16 protein-coding genes and 1 pseudogene are annotated in these 19,853 nt (G+C 71.2%); 14 read left to right on the forward strand and 3 right to left on the reverse strand.

Annotation, left to right across the window (positions count from 1 at the left end):
* Window positions 1-229 precede the first annotated feature (229 nt).
* Both ACFWA7_RS09260 and ACFWA7_RS09265 read right to left on the reverse strand, forming a co-directional pair.
* Window positions 230-1,009 (reverse strand): phosphatase, encoded by a 780-nt coding sequence (locus ACFWA7_RS09260; protein ID WP_385821953.1) that lies wholly within the window; start codon window positions 1,007-1,009, stop codon window positions 230-232.
* Between the two features lie 81 nt (window positions 1,010-1,090).
* Window positions 1,091-1,681, reverse strand: coding sequence for a TetR/AcrR family transcriptional regulator (locus tag ACFWA7_RS09265; protein WP_385546861.1), 591 nt, complete (start codon window positions 1,679-1,681; stop codon window positions 1,091-1,093).
* 110 nt (window positions 1,682-1,791) lie between these two features.
* On the opposite strand from ACFWA7_RS09265, the gene ACFWA7_RS09270 reads away from it, so the two are divergent.
* The 11 genes from ACFWA7_RS09270 to ACFWA7_RS09320 all read left to right on the forward strand — a co-directional run bounded on the left by ACFWA7_RS09270 (window position 1,792) and on the right by ACFWA7_RS09320 (window position 15,304).
* Window positions 1,792-3,459, forward strand: coding sequence for a carboxyl transferase domain-containing protein (locus tag ACFWA7_RS09270; protein WP_385821955.1), 1,668 nt, complete (start codon window positions 1,792-1,794; stop codon window positions 3,457-3,459).
* Window positions 3,460-3,473: 14 nt separating this feature from the next.
* The gene (locus ACFWA7_RS09275; protein ID WP_385546855.1) at window positions 3,474-5,429 is read left to right on the forward strand and encodes an acetyl-CoA carboxylase biotin carboxylase subunit; all 1,956 of its coding nucleotides are present in this window, start codon (window positions 3,474-3,476) and stop codon (window positions 5,427-5,429) included.
* Between the two features lie 8 nt (window positions 5,430-5,437).
* Window positions 5,438-6,367, forward strand: a complete 930-nt coding sequence (locus tag ACFWA7_RS09280; RefSeq protein WP_385546879.1) for a hydroxymethylglutaryl-CoA lyase — start codon at window positions 5,438-5,440, stop codon at window positions 6,365-6,367.
* Window positions 6,368-6,373: 6 nt separating this feature from the next.
* Entirely contained in the window at window positions 6,374-7,534 is a 1,161-nt protein-coding gene (locus tag ACFWA7_RS09285; protein ID WP_385821958.1) for an acyl-CoA dehydrogenase family protein, read from the forward strand.
* A 330-nt stretch (window positions 7,535-7,864) separates the two neighbouring features.
* Complete coding sequence (locus ACFWA7_RS09290; RefSeq protein WP_385546849.1) at window positions 7,865-8,041, forward strand: hypothetical protein; 177 nt, start codon at window positions 7,865-7,867, stop codon at window positions 8,039-8,041.
* Window positions 8,042-8,153: 112 nt separating this feature from the next.
* A complete protein-coding gene (locus tag ACFWA7_RS09295) occupies window positions 8,154-9,182 on the forward strand; it encodes an ABC transporter substrate-binding protein (RefSeq protein ID WP_385821960.1) in 1,029 nt (342 codons plus the stop codon).
* A gap of 2 nt (window positions 9,183-9,184) precedes the next feature.
* Entirely contained in the window at window positions 9,185-10,024 is an 840-nt protein-coding gene (locus ACFWA7_RS09300; protein WP_385546843.1) for a siderophore-interacting protein, read from the forward strand.
* A 250-nt stretch (window positions 10,025-10,274) separates the two neighbouring features.
* Window positions 10,275-11,729, forward strand: a complete 1,455-nt coding sequence (locus ACFWA7_RS09305; RefSeq protein ID WP_385821962.1) for a pyridoxal phosphate-dependent decarboxylase family protein — start codon at window positions 10,275-10,277, stop codon at window positions 11,727-11,729.
* Entirely contained in the window at window positions 11,710-12,984 is a 1,275-nt protein-coding gene (locus tag ACFWA7_RS09310) for a lysine N(6)-hydroxylase/L-ornithine N(5)-oxygenase family protein (protein ID WP_385546837.1), read from the forward strand. Before ACFWA7_RS09305 ends, ACFWA7_RS09310 begins: the two co-directional genes overlap by 20 nt.
* A complete protein-coding gene (locus ACFWA7_RS09315) occupies window positions 12,981-13,523 on the forward strand; it encodes a GNAT family N-acetyltransferase (RefSeq protein ID WP_385821964.1) in 543 nt (180 codons plus the stop codon). Before ACFWA7_RS09310 ends, ACFWA7_RS09315 begins: the two co-directional genes overlap by 4 nt.
* Window positions 13,520-15,304, forward strand: a complete 1,785-nt coding sequence (locus tag ACFWA7_RS09320) for an IucA/IucC family protein (RefSeq protein ID WP_385821966.1) — start codon at window positions 13,520-13,522, stop codon at window positions 15,302-15,304. The genes ACFWA7_RS09315 and ACFWA7_RS09320 overlap by 4 nt, the downstream gene beginning before the upstream one ends.
* A 414-nt stretch (window positions 15,305-15,718) precedes the next feature.
* Here the strand turns inward: ACFWA7_RS09320 and ACFWA7_RS09325 are convergent.
* A pseudogene (locus ACFWA7_RS09325) lies at window positions 15,719-16,457 on the reverse strand (family 20 glycosylhydrolase); the annotation flags it as partial.
* Between the two features lie 145 nt (window positions 16,458-16,602).
* Between ACFWA7_RS09325 and ACFWA7_RS09330 the strand changes: the two are divergent.
* From ACFWA7_RS09330 to glmS, 3 genes are all read left to right on the forward strand, one after another.
* Window positions 16,603-17,478: a DUF4429 domain-containing protein gene (locus tag ACFWA7_RS09330; protein ID WP_385546828.1), complete on the forward strand. Its 876-nt coding sequence runs from the start codon at window positions 16,603-16,605 to the stop codon at window positions 17,476-17,478.
* Window positions 17,479-17,611: 133 nt separating this feature from the next.
* Window positions 17,612-17,890, forward strand: a complete 279-nt coding sequence (locus ACFWA7_RS09335) for a hypothetical protein (RefSeq protein ID WP_190091738.1) — start codon at window positions 17,612-17,614, stop codon at window positions 17,888-17,890.
* Between the two features lie 67 nt (window positions 17,891-17,957).
* Window positions 17,958-19,775 carry a glutamine--fructose-6-phosphate transaminase (isomerizing) gene (gene glmS, locus ACFWA7_RS09340; protein ID WP_385546825.1) on the forward strand — a complete coding sequence of 606 codons (1,818 nt, stop codon included), beginning with the start codon at window positions 17,958-17,960 and terminating at the stop codon, window positions 19,773-19,775.
* Window positions 19,776-19,853: the final 78 nt, after the last annotated feature.

A 19,853-nucleotide genomic window follows, 5' to 3' on the forward strand; every position in this document is an offset into this window, starting at 1 on the left:
CCCACCGCGGTCCGGGGCGCCGCCTTCAGGGACGCGGGACTGCGTCATTGAGCCCACCGCGGTCCGGGCCGCCGCCTTCAGGGACGCGGGACTGCGTCATTGAGCCCACCGCGGTCCGGGCCGCCGCCTTCAGGGGCACGGGGCTGCGTCATTGTGCGCTCCGGCGCGGGGGCGCGGCGAGCCCAGCACGGTCCGCACCAGCCCGGCCACCCCGCCCCACGGCGCGAACTCAGACCAACTCGGCCGCACCCAGCAGATACTCGGTCATCGGCTCGTAGAACCGGGGATCGACCACATGGTCGTCCATCGGGACCGCGACCTGGAGGGTGCCCTCCGCCTCGGCGATGAACAGCGCGGGGTCGTTGCAGTCGGCATAGCCGATCGCGTCGATCCCGCGCTGGCCCGCGCACCCGGCCCAGCCGTGGTCCGCGACGACCAGGTCCGGCAGCGGCCGCCCCTCGCGCTCCAGCGCGTTCAGGATCGCGGCCATCGGCTCGGGCGAGTGCGTGTGCCACAGGGACGCGCCGCGCTCGAAGAGCGCGACGTCCGCGAACTGCACCACACAGCCCTCGTCGGCCAGCACCCCGTCGGGGATGCGCACGATCTCGCAGCCCGCGGCGCGCAGGGCCGCGGCCGTCCTGCTGTGCACGTCGATGAGCGCGCCGGGGTGGCCGGTCGCGAAGAGCACCCGCTGCTTGCCCGCGGCCGCCTTGCGCAGCCGCGCCGCCATCCGCTCCAGGGCGTCGACGGTCAGCTCGGGGTCGATGGTGTCCTGGCCCGTGCGGTGCCCGGGGTCGTCGACGACCCCGCAGCGCTCGGCCATCACCGCGAGCACGTCCTGCTCGTCGGTCCAGCGGTCGCCCAGCTCCAGGCCCAGCCAGTAGTGGCGGTCGCCGTTGGCGAGCTTGCGGTAATGGGAGAGGTTGTTGTCGCGGGGAGTGGCGACGTCTCCGGCGATACGGGTGCGGACGAGGTGGTCGACGAGAGCGGCACGGCTGGGTATCGGCATGCGCCCCATTCTGCCCCGGTGCGCCTCGGCGGGCGCCGCCTGTCCCGCGCAGTGGACGCGCGCACGCGCGCGTGGCGGCACTCAGCCCGCGAGCGCCGCGAACGCCCCGTGCGCCAGGCGCCGCAGCAGCGCCTCCGTGGCCGTCCTGCCGGGCAGCCCCGCCCCGTACGACCCCAGGTGCGGCGTCGAGTTGAGCAGCCCGAACACCGCGTGGACGGCCGCCCGGACCTCGGCCTCGGACCCCGGGTACAGCTCCCGTACGACCCCGACCCACAGCTCCACGTACTGCCGCTGCAACTGGCGCACCAGCTTGCGGTCGCTGTCGCGCAGCCGGTCCAGCTCACGGTCGTGGAGCGTGATGAGCGCCCGGTCGTCGAGGGCGAAGTCGATGTGGCCGTCGATGAGCGAGCCGAGGAGCGCCTGGGGGCCCCCGTCGGCCTCGGCGACGCGCTTGCGGCCGCCGTCGTACAGCCGCCCGCTGATCCCCACGAGCAGCTCCGCCAGCATCGCGTCCTTGCCCGCGAAGTGGCGGTAGAGGCCGGGGCCGCTGATGCCGACCGCCGCGCCTATCTCGTCGACGCCCACGCCGTGGAACCCGCGCTCGGCGAAGAGGCGCGCGGCCTCGCGGAGGATCTGCTCGCGTCGGGTGGGGGCATCGGTCCGGGTGCTCATGGGAATTCATTCTAGACAACGCGGTTAGCGCTCGTTAACCTGGAGGAAATAAGTTAACGGTCATTAACATCCGGCCGGAAGACTTCGTACGGGCAAGGGGGCTCGACACGATGCAGCAGGCACCGGTCCTTGGGAGCGATGGGGGTCCCCCCGCGCGAGCGGATTCGAGCGTGGGGGAAGATCCCGCGTCCGAGGCGTGGCGGGCCAACGAGGAGGCGCACCGCGCCCTCGGCGAGGAGCTGCGCGCCAGACTGGCCGCGGCCCGGCTCGGCGGCGGCGAGCGGGCCCGCGAGCGCCATGTCGCGCGCGGCAAGCTGCTGCCGCGCGACCGGGTGGACACGCTGCTCGACCCCGGCTCGCCGTTCCTGGAGCTCGCGCCGCTCGCGGCCGACGGGATGTACGGGGACCAGGCGCCCGCCGCCGGGGTCATCGCCGGGATCGGGCGGGTCAGCGGCCGCGAGTGCGTGATCGTGGCCAACGACGCCACGGTCAAGGGCGGCACGTACTACCCGATGACGGTGAAGAAGCACCTGCGCGCCCAGGAGGTGGCCCTGGAGAACCGGCTGCCCTGCCTCTATCTGGTCGACTCCGGCGGCGCCTTCCTGCCGATGCAGGACGAGGTCTTCCCCGACCGCGACCACTTCGGGCGGATCTTCTACAACCAGGCCCGGATGTCGGGTGCCGGGATCCCGCAGATCGCGGCGGTCCTCGGCTCCTGCACCGCCGGCGGGGCGTATGTCCCGGCGATGAGCGACGAGGCCGTGATCGTCCGCAACCAGGGCACGATCTTCCTCGGCGGCCCGCCGCTGGTGAAGGCCGCCACCGGCGAGGTCGTCACCGCCGAGGAGCTCGGCGGCGGCGAGGTCCACTCGCGCACCTCCGGCGTCACCGACCACCTCGCCGAGGACGACGCGCACGCGCTGCGGATCGTGCGCAACATCGTGGCCACCCTCCCCGCGCGCGGTGAGCTCCCGTGGAGCGTGGAGCCCGTGGAGGAGCCCAAGGCCGATCCGTACGGGCTGTACGGGGCGGTGCCGGTCGACTCGCGCACGCCGTACGACGTCCGCGAGGTCATCGCGCGCGTGGTCGACGGATCCCGCTTCCAGGAGTTCAAGGCCGAGTTCGGCCAGACGCTGGTCACCGGCTTCGCCCGGATCCACGGCCACCCGGTCGGCATCGTCGCCAACAACGGCATCCTGTTCTCCGAATCCGCCCAGAAGGGCGCCCACTTCATCGAGCTGTGCGACCAGCGCGGCATCCCGCTGGTGTTCCTCCAGAACATCTCGGGCTTCATGGTCGGGCGGGACTACGAGGCGGGAGGCATCGCCAAGCACGGCGCCAAGATGGTCACCGCCGTGGCCTGCACCCGCGTCCCCAAGCTGACGGTCGTGGTCGGCGGGTCGTACGGGGCGGGGAACTACTCGATGTGCGGCCGCGCCTATTCGCCGCGCTTCCTGTGGATGTGGCCCAACGCCAAGATCTCGGTGATGGGCGGCGAGCAGGCGGCCTCGGTGCTCGCCACCGTCAAGCGCGACCAGTTGGAGGCGCGCGGCGAGAGCTGGCCCCTCGACGCGGAGGAGTCCTTCAAGGACCCCATCCGCGCCCAGTACGAACAGCAGGGCAACGCCTACTACGCGACGGCCCGGCTGTGGGACGACGGGGTGATCGACCCGATCGAGACCCGCCAGGTCCTCGGGCTCGCCCTGACGGCCTGTGCCAACGCCCCCCTCCCCCAGCGGGACTACTCGGCGCCCGGCTTCGGCGTCTTCCGGATGTGAGACGGACCATGACGATGTTCGACACAGTCCTCGTCGCCAACCGGGGCGAGATCGCCGTCCGCGTCATCCGCACCCTGCGCGCCCTCGGGGTGCGCTCGGTCGCGGTGTTCAGCGACGCGGACGCGGACGCCCGGCACGTGCGGGAGGCCGACACGGCCGTGCGGATCGGCCCGGCGGCGGCGTCCGAGAGCTACCTCTCCATCGACCGGCTCCTGGAGGCAGCCGCCAGGAGCGGCGCGCAGGCCGTCCACCCGGGCTACGGCTTCCTCGCCGAGAACGCGGCCTTCGCGCGCGCGTGCGCCGAGGCGGGCCTGGTCTTCATCGGCCCCCCGGCGGACGCGATCGCCCTGATGGGCGACAAGATCCGCGCCAAGGAGACCGTGCGGGCGGCAGGCGTCCCGGTCGTGCCCGGCTCCTCGGGCAGCGGCCTCACCGACGGCCAACTGGCCGACGCGGCCCGCGAGATCGGCATGCCGGTGCTCCTGAAGCCCAGCGCGGGCGGCGGCGGCAAGGGCATGCGGCTGGTCCGCGAGGAGGCGGCGCTCGCCGACGAGATCGCGGCCGCCCGCCGCGAGGCCCGCGCCTCCTTCGGCGACGACACGCTCCTGGTGGAGCGGTGGATCGACCGCCCCCGCCACATCGAGATCCAGGTCCTGGCGGACGGCCACGGACACGTGGTGCACCTGGGCGAGCGCGAGTGCTCCCTCCAGCGCCGCCACCAGAAGATCATCGAGGAGGCCCCCTCGGTCCTGCTCGACGAGGAGACCCGGGCCGCGATGGGCGAGGCGGCGGTCCAGGCGGCCCGCTCCTGCGGCTACGCGGGCGCGGGCACGGTGGAGTTCATCGTCCCGGGCAACGACCCGTCCTCGTACTACTTCATGGAGATGAACACCCGCCTCCAGGTCGAGCACCCGGTCACCGAGCTCATCACGGGCCTGGACCTGGTGGAGTGGCAGGTGAGGGTCGCCGCGGGCGAGAAACTGCCGTACGGCCAGGAGGACATCACCCTCACCGGCCACGCCATGGAGGCCCGCGTCTGCGCCGAGGACCCGTCCCGCGGCTTCCTGCCCTCGGGCGGTACGGTCCTGGCGCTGCGCGAGCCGCAGGGCGAGGGAGTCCGCACGGACTCGGGGCTGAGCGAGGGCACGGAGGTCGGCAGCCTCTACGACCCCATGCTCTCCAAGGTCATCGCGTACGGGCCGGACCGCGCCACCGCGCTGCGCCGGCTGCGGGCGGCGCTGGCCGACACGGTCACGCTGGGCGTGCCCACCAACGCCGGATTCCTGCGCAGGCTGCTCGCCCATCCGGACGTGGTCGCGGGCGACCTCGACACGGGCCTGGTCGAGCGCGAGGCCGACGCGCTGGTGCCGGACGGGGTGCCGGACGAGGTGTACGCGGCGGCGGCGCTGGTGCGGCAGGAGGGGCTGCGCCCCTCGGCCACGGGCGCGTGGCTGGACCCGTTCGCGGTGCCGAGCGGCTGGCGCATGGGCGGCGAACCGGCGCCCCTGGCCTTCCCGTTCCGAGTGCCGGGACTCGAACCCGTTACTCATGTGGTGCCGGGCAAGGCCGCCGGACGGGTCTCCCCCGGCCACGTCAGCGTCGAACTCGACGGCCTCACCCACACCTTCACCACCGCCCCCTCCCCGGAGGGAACCTGGCTCGGGCGGGACGGGGACAGCTGGCATGTGCTCGACCACGACCCCGTCGCGGCGAGCCTCACCGGCGCCGCACGCGGCGGCCTCGACACGCTGGCCGCGCCGATGCCCGGCACCGTCACCGTCGTCAAGGTGGCGGTCGGCGACGAGGTCGACGCGGGCCAGAGCCTGCTGGTGGTGGAGGCGATGAAGATGGAGCACGTCATCTCCGCCCCGCACGCCGGCACCGTCACCGAGCTGGACGTCTCCCCCGGCTCGACCGTCGCCATGGACCAGGTCCTGGCCGTGGTGACCCCGAAGGAGGAGGACCAGTGACGCTGCCCATGGTCGTACCGGCGCAGGGCCTGCCCGCCTCGGTGCGGATCCACGAGGTCGGGGCCCGCGACGGCCTCCAGAACGAGAAGGCCGTCGTCCCCACCGGGATCAAGGCCGAGTTCATCCACCGGCTGGCGGACGCGGGCCTGACCACCATCGAGGCGACCAGCTTCGTGCACCCCAAGTGGGTGCCCCAACTGGCCGACGCCGAGCAGCTGTTCCCGATGCTCCAGGACATCGAGGGCGTGGCGCTGCCGGTCCTGGTGCCCAACGAGCGGGGCCTGGACCGGGCGCTCGCGCTCGGCGCCCGCCGCATCGCGGTCTTCGCCAGCGCCACGGAGTCGTTCGCCAAGGCCAATCTGAACCGTACGGTCGACGAGTCGCTCGGGATGTTCGCGCCCGTCGTGGCCCGCGCCAAGGAGCAGGACGTCCACGTCCGGGGCTATCTGTCGATGTGCTTCGGCGACCCGTGGGAGGGAGCCGTCCCCGTCCACCAGGTCGTCCGGGTCGCCAAGTCCCTGATGGACCTGGGCTGCGACGAGCTGAGCCTCGGGGACACGATCGGGGTCGCGACCCCGGCCCACGTCCGGAGCCTGCTCGCGTCCCTGAACGAGGAGGGCGTGCCGACCTCCGCGATCGGGGTGCACTTCCACGACACCTACGGCCAGGCGCTCGCCAACACCCTCGCCGCGCTCCAGCACGGCGTGGCCACGGTCGACGCCGCGGCGGGCGGCCTGGGCGGCTGTCCGTACGCCAAGTCCGCCACCGGAAACCTCGCCACCGAAGACCTCGTGTGGATGCTCCAGGGCCTCGGTATCGACACCGGGGTCGACCTCGGCAGGCTCACCGCCACCAGCGTCTGGCTGGCCGAGCAGCTGGGACGGCCGAGCCCGTCCCGCACCGTCCGCGCCCTCTCCCCCGACTCCCACAAGGAGTGACCCCCCATGTCCCTTGACCACCGGCTCTCAGAAGAGCACGAAGAACTCCGCCGTACGGTCGAGGAGTTCGCGCACGACGTCATCGCCCCGAAGATCGGCGACCTCTACGAGCGCCACGAGTTCCCGTACGAGATCGTCCGCGAGATGGGCCGCATGGGCCTGTTCGGACTGCCCTTCCCCGAGGAGTACGGGGGCATGGGCGGCGACTACCTCGCCCTGGGCATCGCCCTGGAGGAGCTGGCGCGGGTCGACTCGTCGGTCGCCATCACCCTGGAGGCCGGGGTATCGCTCGGCGCGATGCCGGTGTTCCGGTTCGGTACGGAGGAGCAGAAGCGCGAATGGCTCCCCCGGCTCTGCGCCGGTGAGATGCTCGGCGCCTTCGGCCTGACCGAGCCGGACTGCGGCTCGGACGCGGGCGGCACGCGCACGACGGCGGTGCGCGACGGCGACGAGTGGGTCATCAACGGCACCAAGTGCTTCATCACCAACTCCGGTACGGACATCACCGGCCTGGTGACGGTGACGGCGGTGACCGGCCGCAAGCCTGACGGCCGCCCGCTGATCTCCTCGATCATCGTCCCGTCCGGCACGCCGGGCTTCACGGTGGCCGCGCCGTACTCGAAGGTGGGGTGGAACGCGTCGGACACCCGCGAGCTGTCCTTCGCGGACGTCCGCGTCCCGGTGGGCAACCTCCTGGGCGAGGAAGGCCGGGGGTACGCGCAGTTCCTGCGCATCCTCGACGAGGGCCGCATCGCCATCTCGGCGCTCGCCACGGGCCTGGCGCAGGGCTGCGTCGACGAGTCGGTGAAGTACGCGCACGAGCGCCACGCGTTCGGCCGTCCGATCGGCAAGAACCAGGCCATCCAGTTCAAGATCGCCGACATGGAGATGCGGGCGCACATGGCCCGGGTGGGCTGGCGCGACGCCGCCTCGCGCCTGGTGCGGGGCGAGTCCTTCAAGAAGGAAGCGGCGCTGGCGAAGCTGTACTCGTCGACGGTCGCGGTCGACAACGCCCGCGACGCCACCCAGATCCACGGCGGCTACGGCTTCATGAACGAGTACCCGGTGGCGCGTATGTGGCGCGACTCCAAGATCCTGGAAATCGGCGAGGGCACGAGCGAGGTCCAGCGCATGCTGATCGCGAGGGAGTTGGGACTTCCGGCCTGAGGTCTGTTCGTCTGCGGGTGGGCGGGGGCTGGTCGCTCCCCCACGTTCCCGGCTCCGCTCGAACAAGGGGGGGACCCCCATCGCGGCGGAGCCGCACCATGACACAGCCCCGCGCCCCTTGAATGCCGCTGCGCGGCATCCCCCGGGCGCCCCGAAGGGGGCGCATCCAGGGGCGCGGGGAACTGCGCGAACAGCCGCAGACGGCCTGCAGACGAGCGGGGCCCGGGGCGCAGCCCCGAACCGGGGTCCGGGGGCGGGGGCTTCGCCCGAAGGGGTGGCCCGCCCCCGTACACCCGGCGCACCCTCACCGCTCCCACCACCCTGGGCAGCGTGATCCCACCCGCCTGCCCCGCCTGCCCGACGCGCCCGCCGCTGTGGAAGGACACCTCCACCACCGCGCCCGGCGCCGCGGACCACTGGCACTGGCACTGCACCGCGTGCCGCACCCTCTACGAGCCCACCGCGTCCCACAAGGTCCGCTTCACATACGGGCCTCTGCGGCGGTAGCCGGCGCGGCCGTGCCGTACTCGGCGACCCCTCTACAGATCCTTGTGAGGTTAGGCTAACCTACCCAAGAACTGCCAGAGGCCGACCCCGGCACGTACGAAAGCGGATCGTCATGCCCTTTTCCCGAGCGTCCCACCTCTCCCGTCGCGGTCTGCTGGCCGCCGGCGGTGCCATCGGCCTCGGGGCCGCGCTGGCCGCGTGCGGGGACGACGACAAGAAGAAGGGCGACTCGCAGAAGGCGGCCGGGAAGTCGGGCCCCTGGTCCTTCAAGGACGACCGCGGCAAGGCCGTCGAGACGAAGTCCACCCCCAGGACCATCGTGGCCTTCACCGGCACCGCCGCCGCCCTCCACGACTACGGCATCGAGGTCAAGGCCGTGTTCGGCCCGACCAGGACCAAGGACGGCAAGCCGGACGTCCAGGCGGGCGACCTCGACATCAACAAGGTCGAGATCCTCGGCAACGTCTGGGGCGAGTTCAGCGTCGAGAAGTACGCGGCCCTCGCACCGGACCTCCTCGTCACGGACATGTGGGAGAAGGACGCCCTCTGGTACGTGCCGGACAACAGCAAGGACAAGATCCTCAAGCTCGCCCCCAGCGTCGCGCTGTGGGCCGCGCAGATCAGCATGCCGGCCGCGCTCCAGCGCCGCGCCGACCTCGCCGCCGCCCTCGGCGCCGACCTGAGGGCCGCCAGGTTCACCGAGGCCAAGGCCCGCTTCGAGAAGGCCGCCGCCCGGCTGCGCGCCGCCACCAAGGCCAACCCCGGCGTGACGGTGATGATTGGTTCCGCCAGCGCCGACCTGTTCTACGTCTCCGCGGCCAAGACGTCCGCCGACACCGCGTACTTCCAGGAGCTGGGCGTCAAGTTCGTCGAGCCGAAGGTCAACGCGCAGGGCTTCTTCGAGGAGCTCAGCTGGGAGAACGTCGGCAAGTACCAGGCCGACGTGATCATGATGGACAACCGCTCCACGGCCCTCCAGCCGGACGCCCTGAAGTCCAAGCCCACCTGGACCGGGCTGCCCGCCGTCAAGGCCGGCCAGATCACCCCGCGCACCACCGAGCCGATCTACTCGTACGACAAGTGCACCCCGATCCTCGAAACCCTCGCCAAGGCGATCGAGACCGCGAAGAAGGTTGCCTGACCATGACGCTGACAGCCGAGACCGCCACCGTCCCCTTCCGACTCTTCGACCTGAGCGTGGTACGGACCCGGCGGCTCGGCCCGTCGCTGGTCAGGATCACCTTCGGCGGCGAGCAGTTGGCGTACTTCGAGGGCGGCGGCCGGGACCAGAGCCTCTCGCTCTTCCTGCCGCACCCCGGCCAGGACGCGCCCGTACTGCCGCTCACCCAGAACCCGGAGACGTGGTTCGCGGACTACCGGGCTCTGCCCGACGGCGTACGGGCCGTGATGCGCTCGTACACCCTGCGCGAGCAGCGCCGCGACCCCGACGAGGTCGACATCGACTTCGCGCTCCACGAAGACGGCGGCCCGGCGTGCCGCTGGGCCGGCCGCGCCGCGCCCGGGGACCGTGTGGCGGTCCTCGGTCCGGCGGTCGCCGACAACACGGCGGTGCGCTTCCGGCCTCCGGCCGGTACGGACGGGGTCGTTCTGTGGGGCGACGAGACGGCGCTGCCCGCGCTCTCGGCGATCCTGGAGTGGCTGCCCCACGGCACACCGGCGCGGGTGTGGGTGGAAGTGCCGTTCAGCGGGGACCGGATGCCTCTTCCGACCGTCGCGGATGCCCGGATCACGTGGCTGGTGCGGGAGGAGGGGGCGGCTTCCGCGCTGGACGCGGTGCGTTCCGAGGGTGAGTTGCCCGGGCTCGACCCCTATGTGTGGCTCGCCGGGGAGGCGTCCACCATGCGGTCGTTGCGCCGCCACTTTGTGAATGAGCGTCAGGTTGAGCGCAGGAACGTCACGTTCGTCGGTTACTGGCGGCGGGGGCGTTCCGAGGACCAGCTTCGCGAGGAAGAGGGCGCGTAGGTCGGTTCGGCGGCCGCGGGCCGGTGGGAGCTGATCGCGCCCGCGCGGCGGAGCCGCACATGTCACAGCCCCGCGCCCCTTTGGGGGCCCGTTGGCGCAGCCGCCTGCCCACCCCACCGCTTCCCCAGGGGGCGAGGGCCTGTTGAGATCAAAGTTAGGTTAGGCTAACCTAACTTTGAGATCGCGGTCCTCGCCCCCTTCCTTTCTGCCCGGAGGGCCCGACGAAGTCCCCGATCCGGGAGGACAGTTCATGCGTTCGCACCTGCTCAATGACACGACGGCGGAGAGCTACCGGCGCTCCGTGACCGAAGGAGTCGAGCGGGTGGCGTCGAAACTCGCCGCGACGCGCCGCCCGTTCACGGGTGCGGCCGTCGAGGACATCGCCCCGCTCATCGACCGCGTCGACCTCGACCGGCCGCTGGGCGACACCTCCGCCGTCCTGGACGAGCTGGAGGACGTGTATCTGCGCGACGCCGTCTACTTCCACCACCCCCGCTACCTCGGGCACCTCAACTGCCCGGTGGTCATCCCCGCCGTCCTCGGCGAAGCGGTCCTCTCGGCCGTCAACTCCTCGCTCGACACCTGGGACCAGAGCGCGGGCGGCACCCTCATCGAGCGCCGCCTGATCGACTGGACCGCCGGCCGCGTCGGCTACGGCCCGTCCGCCGACGGCGTGTTCACCAGCGGCGGCAGCCAGTCCAACCTCCAGGCACTGCTGCTCGCCCGCGAGGAGGCCAAGACCGACGACCTCTCGAAGCTGCGGATCTTCTCCTCCGAGTGCAGCCACTTCAGCGTCCAGAAGTCCGCCCAGCTCCTTGGCCTCGGCCGCGGCGCCGTCGTGTCGATCCCCTGCGACCACGACAAGCGACTGCAGACCGTGGCGCTCGCCCGCGCCCTGGAGCGCTGCGCCGCCGAGGGCAACGTGCCGATGGCCGTCGTCGCCACCGCGGGCACCACCGACTTCGGCTCCCTCGACCCGCTGCCCGAGATCGCCGAGCTCTGCGCCCAGTACGGCGCGTGGATGCACGTGGACGCCGCGTACGGCTGCGGGCTGCTCGTCTCGCCGACCCGCCGCCACCTCCTGAACGGCATCGAGCACGCCGACTCGGTCACCGTGGACTACCACAAGTCCTTCTTCCAGCCGGTGAGTTCGAGCGCGATCCTGGTCAAGGACGGCACCACCCTGCGGCACGCCACGTACCACGCGGACTACCTCAACCCGCGCCTGGCCGCCGAGGAACGCGTCCCCAACCAGGTCGACAAGTCCCTCCAGACCACCCGCCGCTTCGACGCCCTCAAGCTGTGGATGACGCTGCGCACCATGGGCGCCGAGGGCGTCGGCGGGCTCTTCGACGAGGTGTGCGACCTGGCCGTGGAGGGCTGGCGACTGCTCGCCGCCGACCCGCGCTACGACGTCGTCGTCGAGCCCACCCTGTCCACTCTCGTCTTCCGCTACATCCCGTCCTTCGACGGACCAGTCACCTCGCCCGCCGAGATCGACCGCGCCAACCTCTACGCCCGCAAGGCGCTGTTCGCGACCGGCGAGGCGGTCGTCGCCGGCACCAAGGCCGGCGGCCGTCAGTACCTGAAGTTCACCCTGCTCAACCCCGAGACGACGGTCCACGACATCGCCGCCGTCCTCGATCTGATCGCCGGCCACGCCGAGCAGTACCTGGGAGAGAACCTTGTCCACGCAGCCTCGTGAGCCGTACGACTTCATCGGGATCGGCCTCGGGCCCTTCAACCTGGGCCTGGCCTGCCTCACCGAGCCGCTCGACGAGCTCAGCGGCCTCTTCCTGGAGACCAAGCCGGACTTCGAGTGGCACTCGGGCATGTTCCTGGAGGGCGCCCACCTCCAGACCCCGTTCATGTCGGACCTGGTCACCCTCGCGGACCCGACCTCGCCGTACTCCTTCCTCAACTACCTGAAGGAGTCGGGCCGCCTCTACTCGTTCTACATACGCGAGAACTTCTACCCGCTGCGCACCGAGTACAACGACTACTGCCGCTGGGCGGCCGGCAAGCTCTCCTCGATCCGCTTCAACCAGACGGTGAAGACGGTCACGTACGAGGACGAGGTGTACGTCGTACGCACCGAGGACGGCTCCGAGTTCCGCACCCGGCGCCTGGTGCTCGGCACCGGCACCCCGCCGTTCGTCCCCGAGCCGTGCCAGGGCCTGGGCGGCGACTACCTGCACAACTCCCGCTATCTGGAGCACAAGGAGGCGCTCCAGAAGAAGGAGTCGATCACCCTGGTCGGCAGCGGGCAGTCCGCCGCGGAGATCTACTACGACCTGCTGAGCGAGATCGACGTCCACGGCTACCGGCTGAACTGGGTCACCCGCTCGGCCCGCTTCTTCCCGCTCGAATACACCAAGCTGACGCTGGAGATGACCTCGCCGGAGTACGTGGACTACTTCCACGCGCTGCCCGAGGCCACCCGCTACCGCCTGGAGACGCAGCAGAAAGGACTCTTCAAGGGCATCGACTCGGAGCTCGTCGACGCGATCTTCGACCTGCTCTACCAGAAGAACCTCAAGGGTCCCGTCGGTACGCGCCTGCTCACCAACTCCTCCCTCAAAGCCGTCAGTTACGACGCGACGACCGGCACGTACACGCTGGGTCTGCGCCAGGAGGAGCAGGAGAAGGACTACAGCCTCACCACCGAGGGCCTGATCCTGGCGACCGGCTACAAATACGCCGAGCCGGAGTTCCTCGCGCCTGTCGCCGACCGGCTCAAGCGCGACGGCCGCGGCCGCTTCGACGTGGCCCGCAACTACGCCATCGACACCACCGGCCGCGAGATCTTCCTCCAGAACGCCGCCGTGCACACCCACTCGATCACCTCGCCCGACCTGGGCATGGGCGCCTACCGCAACGCGTACATCATCGGCGAGCTCCTCGGCCGCGAGTACTACCCGGTCGAGAAGTCCATCGCCTTCCAGGAGTTCGCCGTATGAGCACCGTCACCGACATGGGCACCTTCACCGTCCGCCCCCTCGACCCCCTGAAGGACACCGAGCTGCTGCACGGCTGGGTCACCCACCCCAAGTCCGCGTTCTGGATGATGCAGGACGCGAAGCTGGAGGACGTCGAGCGGGCGTACATGGAGATCGCGGCCGACGAGCACCACCACGCGCTGCTCGGGCTGCACGACGGCGAACCCGCCTTCCTGATGGAGAAGTACGACCCGGCCCACCGCGAGCTGGTCGGGCTCTACGAGCCCGAGCCCGGCGACGTCGGCATGCACTTCCTGGTCGCGCCGACGGGCACGCCGATCCACGGCTTCACCCGCGCGGTGATCACCGCCGTGATGGAGACCCTGTTCGCGGACCCCGCGACCCGGCGGGTCGTCGTGGAGCCCGACGTGGGCAACAAGGCCGTCCACGCGCTCAACGCCGCCGTCGGCTTCGAGGTCGCCGGGGAGATCACCAAGCCGGAGAAGACGGCGCTGCTGAGCGTCTGCACGAGGGCCGCGTTCGAGGAGGCCACCCGATGAGCGTTCTCGGCACCGCTGACATCGCCGTCCCCCACCTCACCCCCGAACTGTGGGCGCGCGCCAACCGGCTGCTGATCCGCAAGGCGCTCGCCGAGTTCACGCACGAGCGGCTGCTGAAGCCGCGGCCGCTGGGCGAGGACCGGTACGGCGTGCACAGCGACGACGGCACGGTGGAGTACCGCTTCACCGCCGCGCTGTACGCCCTCGACCACTGGCAGGTCGACCCGGAGTCGGTGTCCCGGCACGGAGCCGACGGCCAGCTCCCCCTCGACGCCCTCGACTTCTTCATCGAGCTGCGCGCGACGCTGGGCCTGAGCGACGAGATCCTGCCGGTGTACCTGGAGGAGATCTCCTCCACGCTCTCCGGCACGGCGTACAAGCTCACCAAGGAGCAGACCCCGGCCGCCGAGCTCGCCCGGGCGGGCTTCCAGGCGATCGAGACGGGCATGACCGAGGGCCACCCTTGCTTCGTGGCCAACAACGGGCGGCTCGGGTTCGGCGTGCACGAGTACGCGGCGTACGCGCCGGAGGCCGCCGCCCCGGTCCAACTGATCTGGCTGGCGGCGCGGCGCGACCGGGCGACCTTCACCTCGGGCGCGGGGCTCGACTACGAGACGCTGATCGAGGCGGAGCTGGGCGCGAAGACGCTGGAACGTTTCGCCGCTGTGATGGCGGCGCGGGGTCTGGACCTCGCGGACTACCAGCTGCTGCCGGTCCACCCGTGGCAGTGGTGGAACAAGCTGTCGGTGACGTTCGCGGCGGAGGTGGCGCAGGACAGGTTGGTGCCGCTGGGAGTGGGCGACGACACGTACCTCGCCCAGCAGTCGATCCGCACGTTCTACAACACGACAGCCCCTTCCAAGCACTACGTGAAGACGGCCCTGTCGGTCCTCAACATGGGCTTCATGCGGGGCCTTTCGGCCGCGTACATGGAGGCGACGCCGGCGATCAACGACTGGCTGGCGGGGCTGGTGGAGCGCGACTCCGTCCTCCAGTCGGCCCGCTTCTCGATCATCCGCGAGCGGGCGGCGATCGGCTACCACCACCGCCAGTACGAGCGGGCCACCGACCGCTACTCCCCGTACCGCAAGATGCTGGCGGCACTGTGGCGCGAGAGCCCGGTGCCGTCGCTGGAGCCGGGCGAGCGGCTGGCGACGATGGCGTCGCTGCTGCACGTCGACGGGGCCGGGGCGTCCTTCGCGGGCGCGCTGATCGCGGAGTCGGGGGTGGGGGCGCGGGAGTGGCTGCGGCGCTACCTGAACGCGTACTTGCTGCCGGTCCTGCACTCGTTCTACGCGTACGACCTGGTCTACATGCCGCACGGCGAGAACGTGATCCTCGTCCTGGCGGAGGACGGGACGGTGGTGCGGGCGATCTTCAAGGACATCGCCGAGGAGATCGCTGTCATGGACCCGGACGCGGTGCTGCCGCCTGCGGTGGAGCGGATCCGCGCGGACGTGCCGGACGACATGAAGCTGCTGTCCGTCTTCACGGACGTCTTCGACTGCTTCTTCCGTTTCCTGAACGCGACGCTGGTGAGCGAGGGGGTCGTCGGGGGGGAGGAGTTCTGGGCGGCGGTGGCGGAGTGCGTCACGTCGTACCAGGCGTCTGTGCCCGAACTGTCCGACAAGTTCAAGCAGTACGACATGTTCGCCCCGGAGTTCGCCCTTTCCTGCCTGAACCGTCTGCAGCTGCGCGACAACAGGCAGATGGTGGATCTGGCGGATCCGTCGGGGGCGCTGCAACTGGTGGGCACCCTGCGGAACCCGATCGGGGGTTGATTCCCCCCACCCCGCCCGTTCCCGCTGTGCCATGTGCGGCTCCGCCGCGTGGCCTCCGGGGGTGGGTGGTTGGTGGAGGTGGTTCTCCCGGGGGCTGTGCCCCCGGACCCCGGGCGGGGCTGCGGCCCCGCACCCGCTTGCGGGGCGTGCGGCCCCTGCACCCCGCTTCGGGGCTCCGCCCCGGACCCCGTGCCGGGGGTGGGGGGGGACCGGGGCTTCGCCCCAGGGTGCCGAGTCACGGCGGCCTCGCCGCCCGCCCCCGTTTCGGGGCTCCGCCCCGGACCCCTTCGTCTGCGGGTCGCCGGTGGCTGGTCGCGCAGTTCCCCGCGCCCCTGACGGGGTGGGAGCTCCGCTCCCTGCCCCCCATTTCGGGGCTGCGCCCCGGACGCCGTTCGTCTACGGGCCGTCTGTGGCTGGCCGCGCACCGGTCAGCTGGCGCCAGCCCATCACCGTCTTGCCGTACGTGCCGACGATCGCCTGCGCCTTGTCCATGAAGGCCGCGTAGTCGGTGTGCGGCGTCGAGTGCGCCTCGTCGCCGCCGATGTGGATATATCGACCTGGCGTCATCGCCGCCAGCTCCCGCACCACGTCGTCCAGGAACGCGTAGGTCACCGGCTTCGGCACGCACAGTGAGCTGAAACCGACGTCCGTGCCGGTATGGAAGGGGGCGCGACGCCGTCGCAGTTCAGCTCGGCGTACGAGGCGAGCGCCGCGTTCGTGTGGCCGCGGGTGTCGATCTCGGGGACGACTTCCAGATAGCGGCTCGCCGCGTAGCGGACGATCCCCTGGTAGTCCGCCTTGCTGTACGACCCGCCCTTGCCGCCGCCCCCCAGCGTCTGCCCGCCGTACGCCGCCGGCCTCGGCCGGGACCCGGCGATCCGGCGGCCCTCGGCGCCCGCGGCGGCGTCGACCCGGATCGGGGTGGTGGAAGTGATCGTGTACGGGGTGCCGCCCGGCGCGACGGACGCGGGGGCGGGGACGATCTGGCCGAGCGGGCGGGGGCGCGGGCCGCGGCGGTCGCGGTCGCCGTTCCGTCCTGGGAAGTGCCTGCCGCCACCAGCAGCAGGGCGCCGAGCAGTACGGAAACTGTTCTGTGCTGGGTTCTGCGCTGGGTTCTGCGCTGGGTTCTGCGCTGGGTTCTGCGCTGACTCACCAGCGGTTCTCTTCAACGGGGTACGCCGAGCAACCGAACGGAACCCACCACAACCGCCCGCCCCACCGGCGGTCAAGGTGTGGACCACTGCGGGCCCGACCGCCCAACTGCCCGGCGCCGCAAGGCCGGATGGAAGAATCACCTCATGGCGGAAATCATCCAGAAGGACGGGACCTGGAGCTTCGACGGGGACGGCGTGCGCATCGTGCCCGGCAGCGACAAGGGCGTCAGCCTGCTGCGCCGCACGCTCGGCGAGGTCACGGTGCCGCTCCTGGCGCTGGCCGGGGTGGCGTACGAGCCGGGGCGCAGGACCGGGCGGCTGCGGCTGAGGCTGCGGGACGGGGCCGACCCGCTGCTCCAGGTCACCGGCGGCAAACTGGACGACGCCTCCGACCCGTACACCCTGACCGTGGAGACGAAGGGGGCCGCGATAGCCGAGTACTTCGTGGACGAGGTCCGCAACGCCCTGCTGCTCGACTCGGTGCCCACCGGGCCGGTCGACCGCTATCTGCTGCCGGGGCCCTCGCTGCCGCTGACCGTGAGCGCGGGCGACGGCACGGCCGGTTTCGACGGGCGCACGGTCCGCCTGGAATGGACCTGGCACACCGACGAGGTGAAGACGAGCAGCGGCCCGGCCACCATCCCCCTGGAGGACCTGCACGCGGTGGAGTGGCAGCCCTCGCGGGGTCTGGTGGACGGGCATCTGCGCTTCGTGAGCTCGCCGAACGCGCCCCGGGTCCCCGCCGGGCGCGATCCGCACGCCGTGGAGCTCAACGGCTTCAAGAAGGACCCGCTGATGGCGCTGCTCGCCGCGGCCGTGGTGGTCCGGATGCCGCACCCGCACGCGCCGGAGGCCGTGCCCGTACCGGAGCCGAAGTCGCTCGGCCCCGTACCCGGCGCCGCCGACGACCCCGACGCCCTGCTGCGGCGGCTGCGCGAGCTCGGCGAGCTGCACGCGTCCGGGATCCTCACGGACGAGGAGTTCAGCCTGGCCAAGCAGGCCGTGCTCAAGCGCCTCTGAGGCGGCCCGGACAGGGCCTCCGGTCCGCCTACTGGTCCAGACCATCCTCTCTCCCGTCCTACGATCATGAAAATCCTGCCCGAAGTCGGGCAGGATTCTTGCGTACGGCCCCCATACCCCTCAATATCGACGAGTGCTCGAACGTCGCCCGTCGTCCCACGACGACCTCATCGACCACCTGGTGCGCAGCACCGCGCTCCAGCGCGGCGAAGCGGCCCGGGTGGTGCTCGATGTGCTGGCGTACTTCGACGAGACGTACGAGGAATTCGTCCGCCGCCGCCACCGTGAACTGCAGTCCGGTGGCCTGGTGAACGCGGAGATCTTCGAGCGGATCGCGGCCGAGCTGCCGCACCGCGCCGTGGCGCCACCGGAGCTCTCGCTCCGGCAGCTGCGCCGCATCGTCTACGGCTAGATCGCTCACGGCTGAGGCGGCCGGGCACGCGTACGAACTCTGAACGTCGATGGAGGGGCAAGACTCTATGTGCGGAATCGTCGGTTATATCGGTAAGCGTGACGTCGCTCCCCTGCTGCTGGAGGGCCTGCAGCGGCTGGAGTACCGGGGTTACGACTCCGCGGGCGTGGTCATCAACAGCCCCAAGTCGGGCGCGCTGAAGATGGTCAAGGCCAAGGGCCGCGTCCGCGACCTGGAAGCCCGCGTCCCCAAGCGCTTCACCGGCACCACCGGCATCGCGCACACCCGCTGGGCCACCCACGGCGCCCCGAGCGACGTCAACTCGCACCCGCACCTGGACCCGGAGAACAAGGTCGCCGTCGTCCACAACGGCATCGTCGACAACGCCGCCGAGCTGCGCGTCAAGCTGGAGGCCGAGGGCGTCGTCTTCGCCTCCGAGACCGACACCGAGGTCATCACCCACCTGATCGCCCGCTCCCAGGCCGACTCCCTGGAGGAGAAGGTCCGCGAGGCGCTCAAGGTCATCGAGGGCACGTACGGCATCGCCGTGATGCACTCCGACTTCGCCGACCGCATCGTGGTGGCCCGCAACGGCTCCCCGGTGGTCCTCGGCATCGGCGAGAAGGAGATGTTCGTCGCCTCGGACGTCGCCGCGCTGATCGCCCACACCCGCCAGGTCGTCACCCTTGAGGACGGCGAGATGGCCACCCTCAAGGCCGACGACTTCCGTACGTACACGACCTCGGGCACCCTGACCAACCCCACCCCCGAGACCGTCGAGTGGGAGGCCGCCTCCTACGACATGGGCGGCCACGAGACGTACATGCACAAGGAGATGTCGGAGCAGGCCGACGCCGTGGACCGCGTGCTGCGCGGCCGCATCGACGACCGGTTCTCCACCGTCCACCTCGGCGGCCTGAACCTGGACGCCCGCGAGGCCCGCGGTGTGCGCCGGATCAAGATCCTCGGCTGCGGCACCTCGTACCACGCCGGTCTGATCGGCGCCGGCCTCATCGAGGAGCTCGCCCGCATCCCCGCGGACGCCGAGCCGGCCTCCGAGTTCCGCTACCGCAACCCGGTCGTGGACCCCGACACGCTGTACATCGCGGTCTCGCAGTCCGGTGAGACCTACGACGTGCTCGCCGCCGTCCAGGAGCTCAAGCGCAAGGGCGCCCGCGTCCTGGGCGTCGTGAACGTCGTCGGCTCGGCGATCGCCCGCGAGGCGGACGGCGGCACGTACGTGCACGCCGGCCCCGAGGTCTGCGTCGTCTCCACCAAGTGCTTCACCAACACCGTCGTCGCCTTCGCGCTGCTCGCGCTGCACCTGGGCCGCATCCGCGACCTGTCGGTGGCCGACGGCAAGCGGATCATCGAGGGCCTGCGCAAGCTGCCCGCGCAGATCTCCGAGATCCTGGCCATGGAGCCGGAGATCGAGAAGCTGGCCAAGGAGTACGCGGGCGCCCAGTCGATGATGTTCATCGGCCGTGTGCGCGGCTACCCGGTCGCCCTGGAGGCCTCCCTGAAGCTCAAGGAGATCTCCTACATCCACGCCGAGGCCTACCCGGCCTCCGAGCTCAAGCACGGCCCGCTGGCGCTCATCGAGCCCGCGCTGCCGACGGTCGCGATCGTCCCCGACGACGACCTGCTGGAGAAGAACCGCGCGGCCCTTGAGGAGATCAAGGCCCGCAGCGGCCGCATCCTCGCCGTGGCCCACCGCGAGCAGGAGAAGGCCGACCACACCATCGTCGTCCCGAAGAACGAGAACGAGCTGGACCCGATCCTGATGGGCATCCCGCTCCAGCTCTTCGCGTACCACACGGCGCTGGCCATGGGCCGCGACATCGACAAGCCGCGCAACCTGGCGAAGTCCGTCACGGTCGAGTAGTACGTCCGGTACGGCAGGTTCCGTACCCGCAGGACCCACAGAGAAGCGGCCCCGCACGCGCCACCAGGCGTGCGGGGC

This window comes from Streptomyces sp. NPDC059994 (assembly GCF_042737755.1).
In the GTDB taxonomy this organism is placed as follows: Bacteria; Actinomycetota; Actinomycetes; order Streptomycetales; family Streptomycetaceae; genus Streptomyces.

Excerpts from the sequence above, each read along its gene's own strand:
- ACFWA7_RS09280 (WP_385546879.1), top strand. The coding sequence starts at position 5,438 with ATGGTCGTACCGGCGCAGGGCCTGCCCGCCTCGGTGCGGATCCACGAG.
- ACFWA7_RS09270 (WP_385821955.1), top strand. The coding sequence starts at position 1,792 with ATGCAGCAGGCACCGGTCCTTGGGAGCGATGGGGGTCCCCCCGCGCGA.
- ACFWA7_RS09285 (WP_385821958.1), top strand. The coding sequence starts at position 6,374 with ATGTCCCTTGACCACCGGCTCTCAGAAGAGCACGAAGAACTCCGCCGT.
- glmS (WP_385546825.1), top strand. The coding sequence starts at position 17,958 with ATGTGCGGAATCGTCGGTTATATCGGTAAGCGTGACGTCGCTCCCCTG.
- ACFWA7_RS09300 (WP_385546843.1), top strand. The coding sequence starts at position 9,185 with ATGACGCTGACAGCCGAGACCGCCACCGTCCCCTTCCGACTCTTCGAC.
- ACFWA7_RS09305 (WP_385821962.1), top strand. The coding sequence starts at position 10,275 with ATGCGTTCGCACCTGCTCAATGACACGACGGCGGAGAGCTACCGGCGC.
- ACFWA7_RS09275 (WP_385546855.1), top strand. The coding sequence starts at position 3,474 with ATGTTCGACACAGTCCTCGTCGCCAACCGGGGCGAGATCGCCGTCCGC.
- ACFWA7_RS09320 (WP_385821966.1), top strand. The coding sequence starts at position 13,520 with ATGAGCGTTCTCGGCACCGCTGACATCGCCGTCCCCCACCTCACCCCC.
- ACFWA7_RS09295 (WP_385821960.1), top strand. The coding sequence starts at position 8,154 with ATGCCCTTTTCCCGAGCGTCCCACCTCTCCCGTCGCGGTCTGCTGGCC.
- ACFWA7_RS09260 (WP_385821953.1), bottom strand. The coding sequence starts at position 1,009 with ATGCCGATACCCAGCCGTGCCGCTCTCGTCGACCACCTCGTCCGCACC.
- ACFWA7_RS09330 (WP_385546828.1), top strand. The coding sequence starts at position 16,603 with ATGGCGGAAATCATCCAGAAGGACGGGACCTGGAGCTTCGACGGGGAC.
- ACFWA7_RS09315 (WP_385821964.1), top strand. The coding sequence starts at position 12,981 with ATGAGCACCGTCACCGACATGGGCACCTTCACCGTCCGCCCCCTCGAC.
- ACFWA7_RS09265 (WP_385546861.1), bottom strand. The coding sequence starts at position 1,681 with ATGAGCACCCGGACCGATGCCCCCACCCGACGCGAGCAGATCCTCCGC.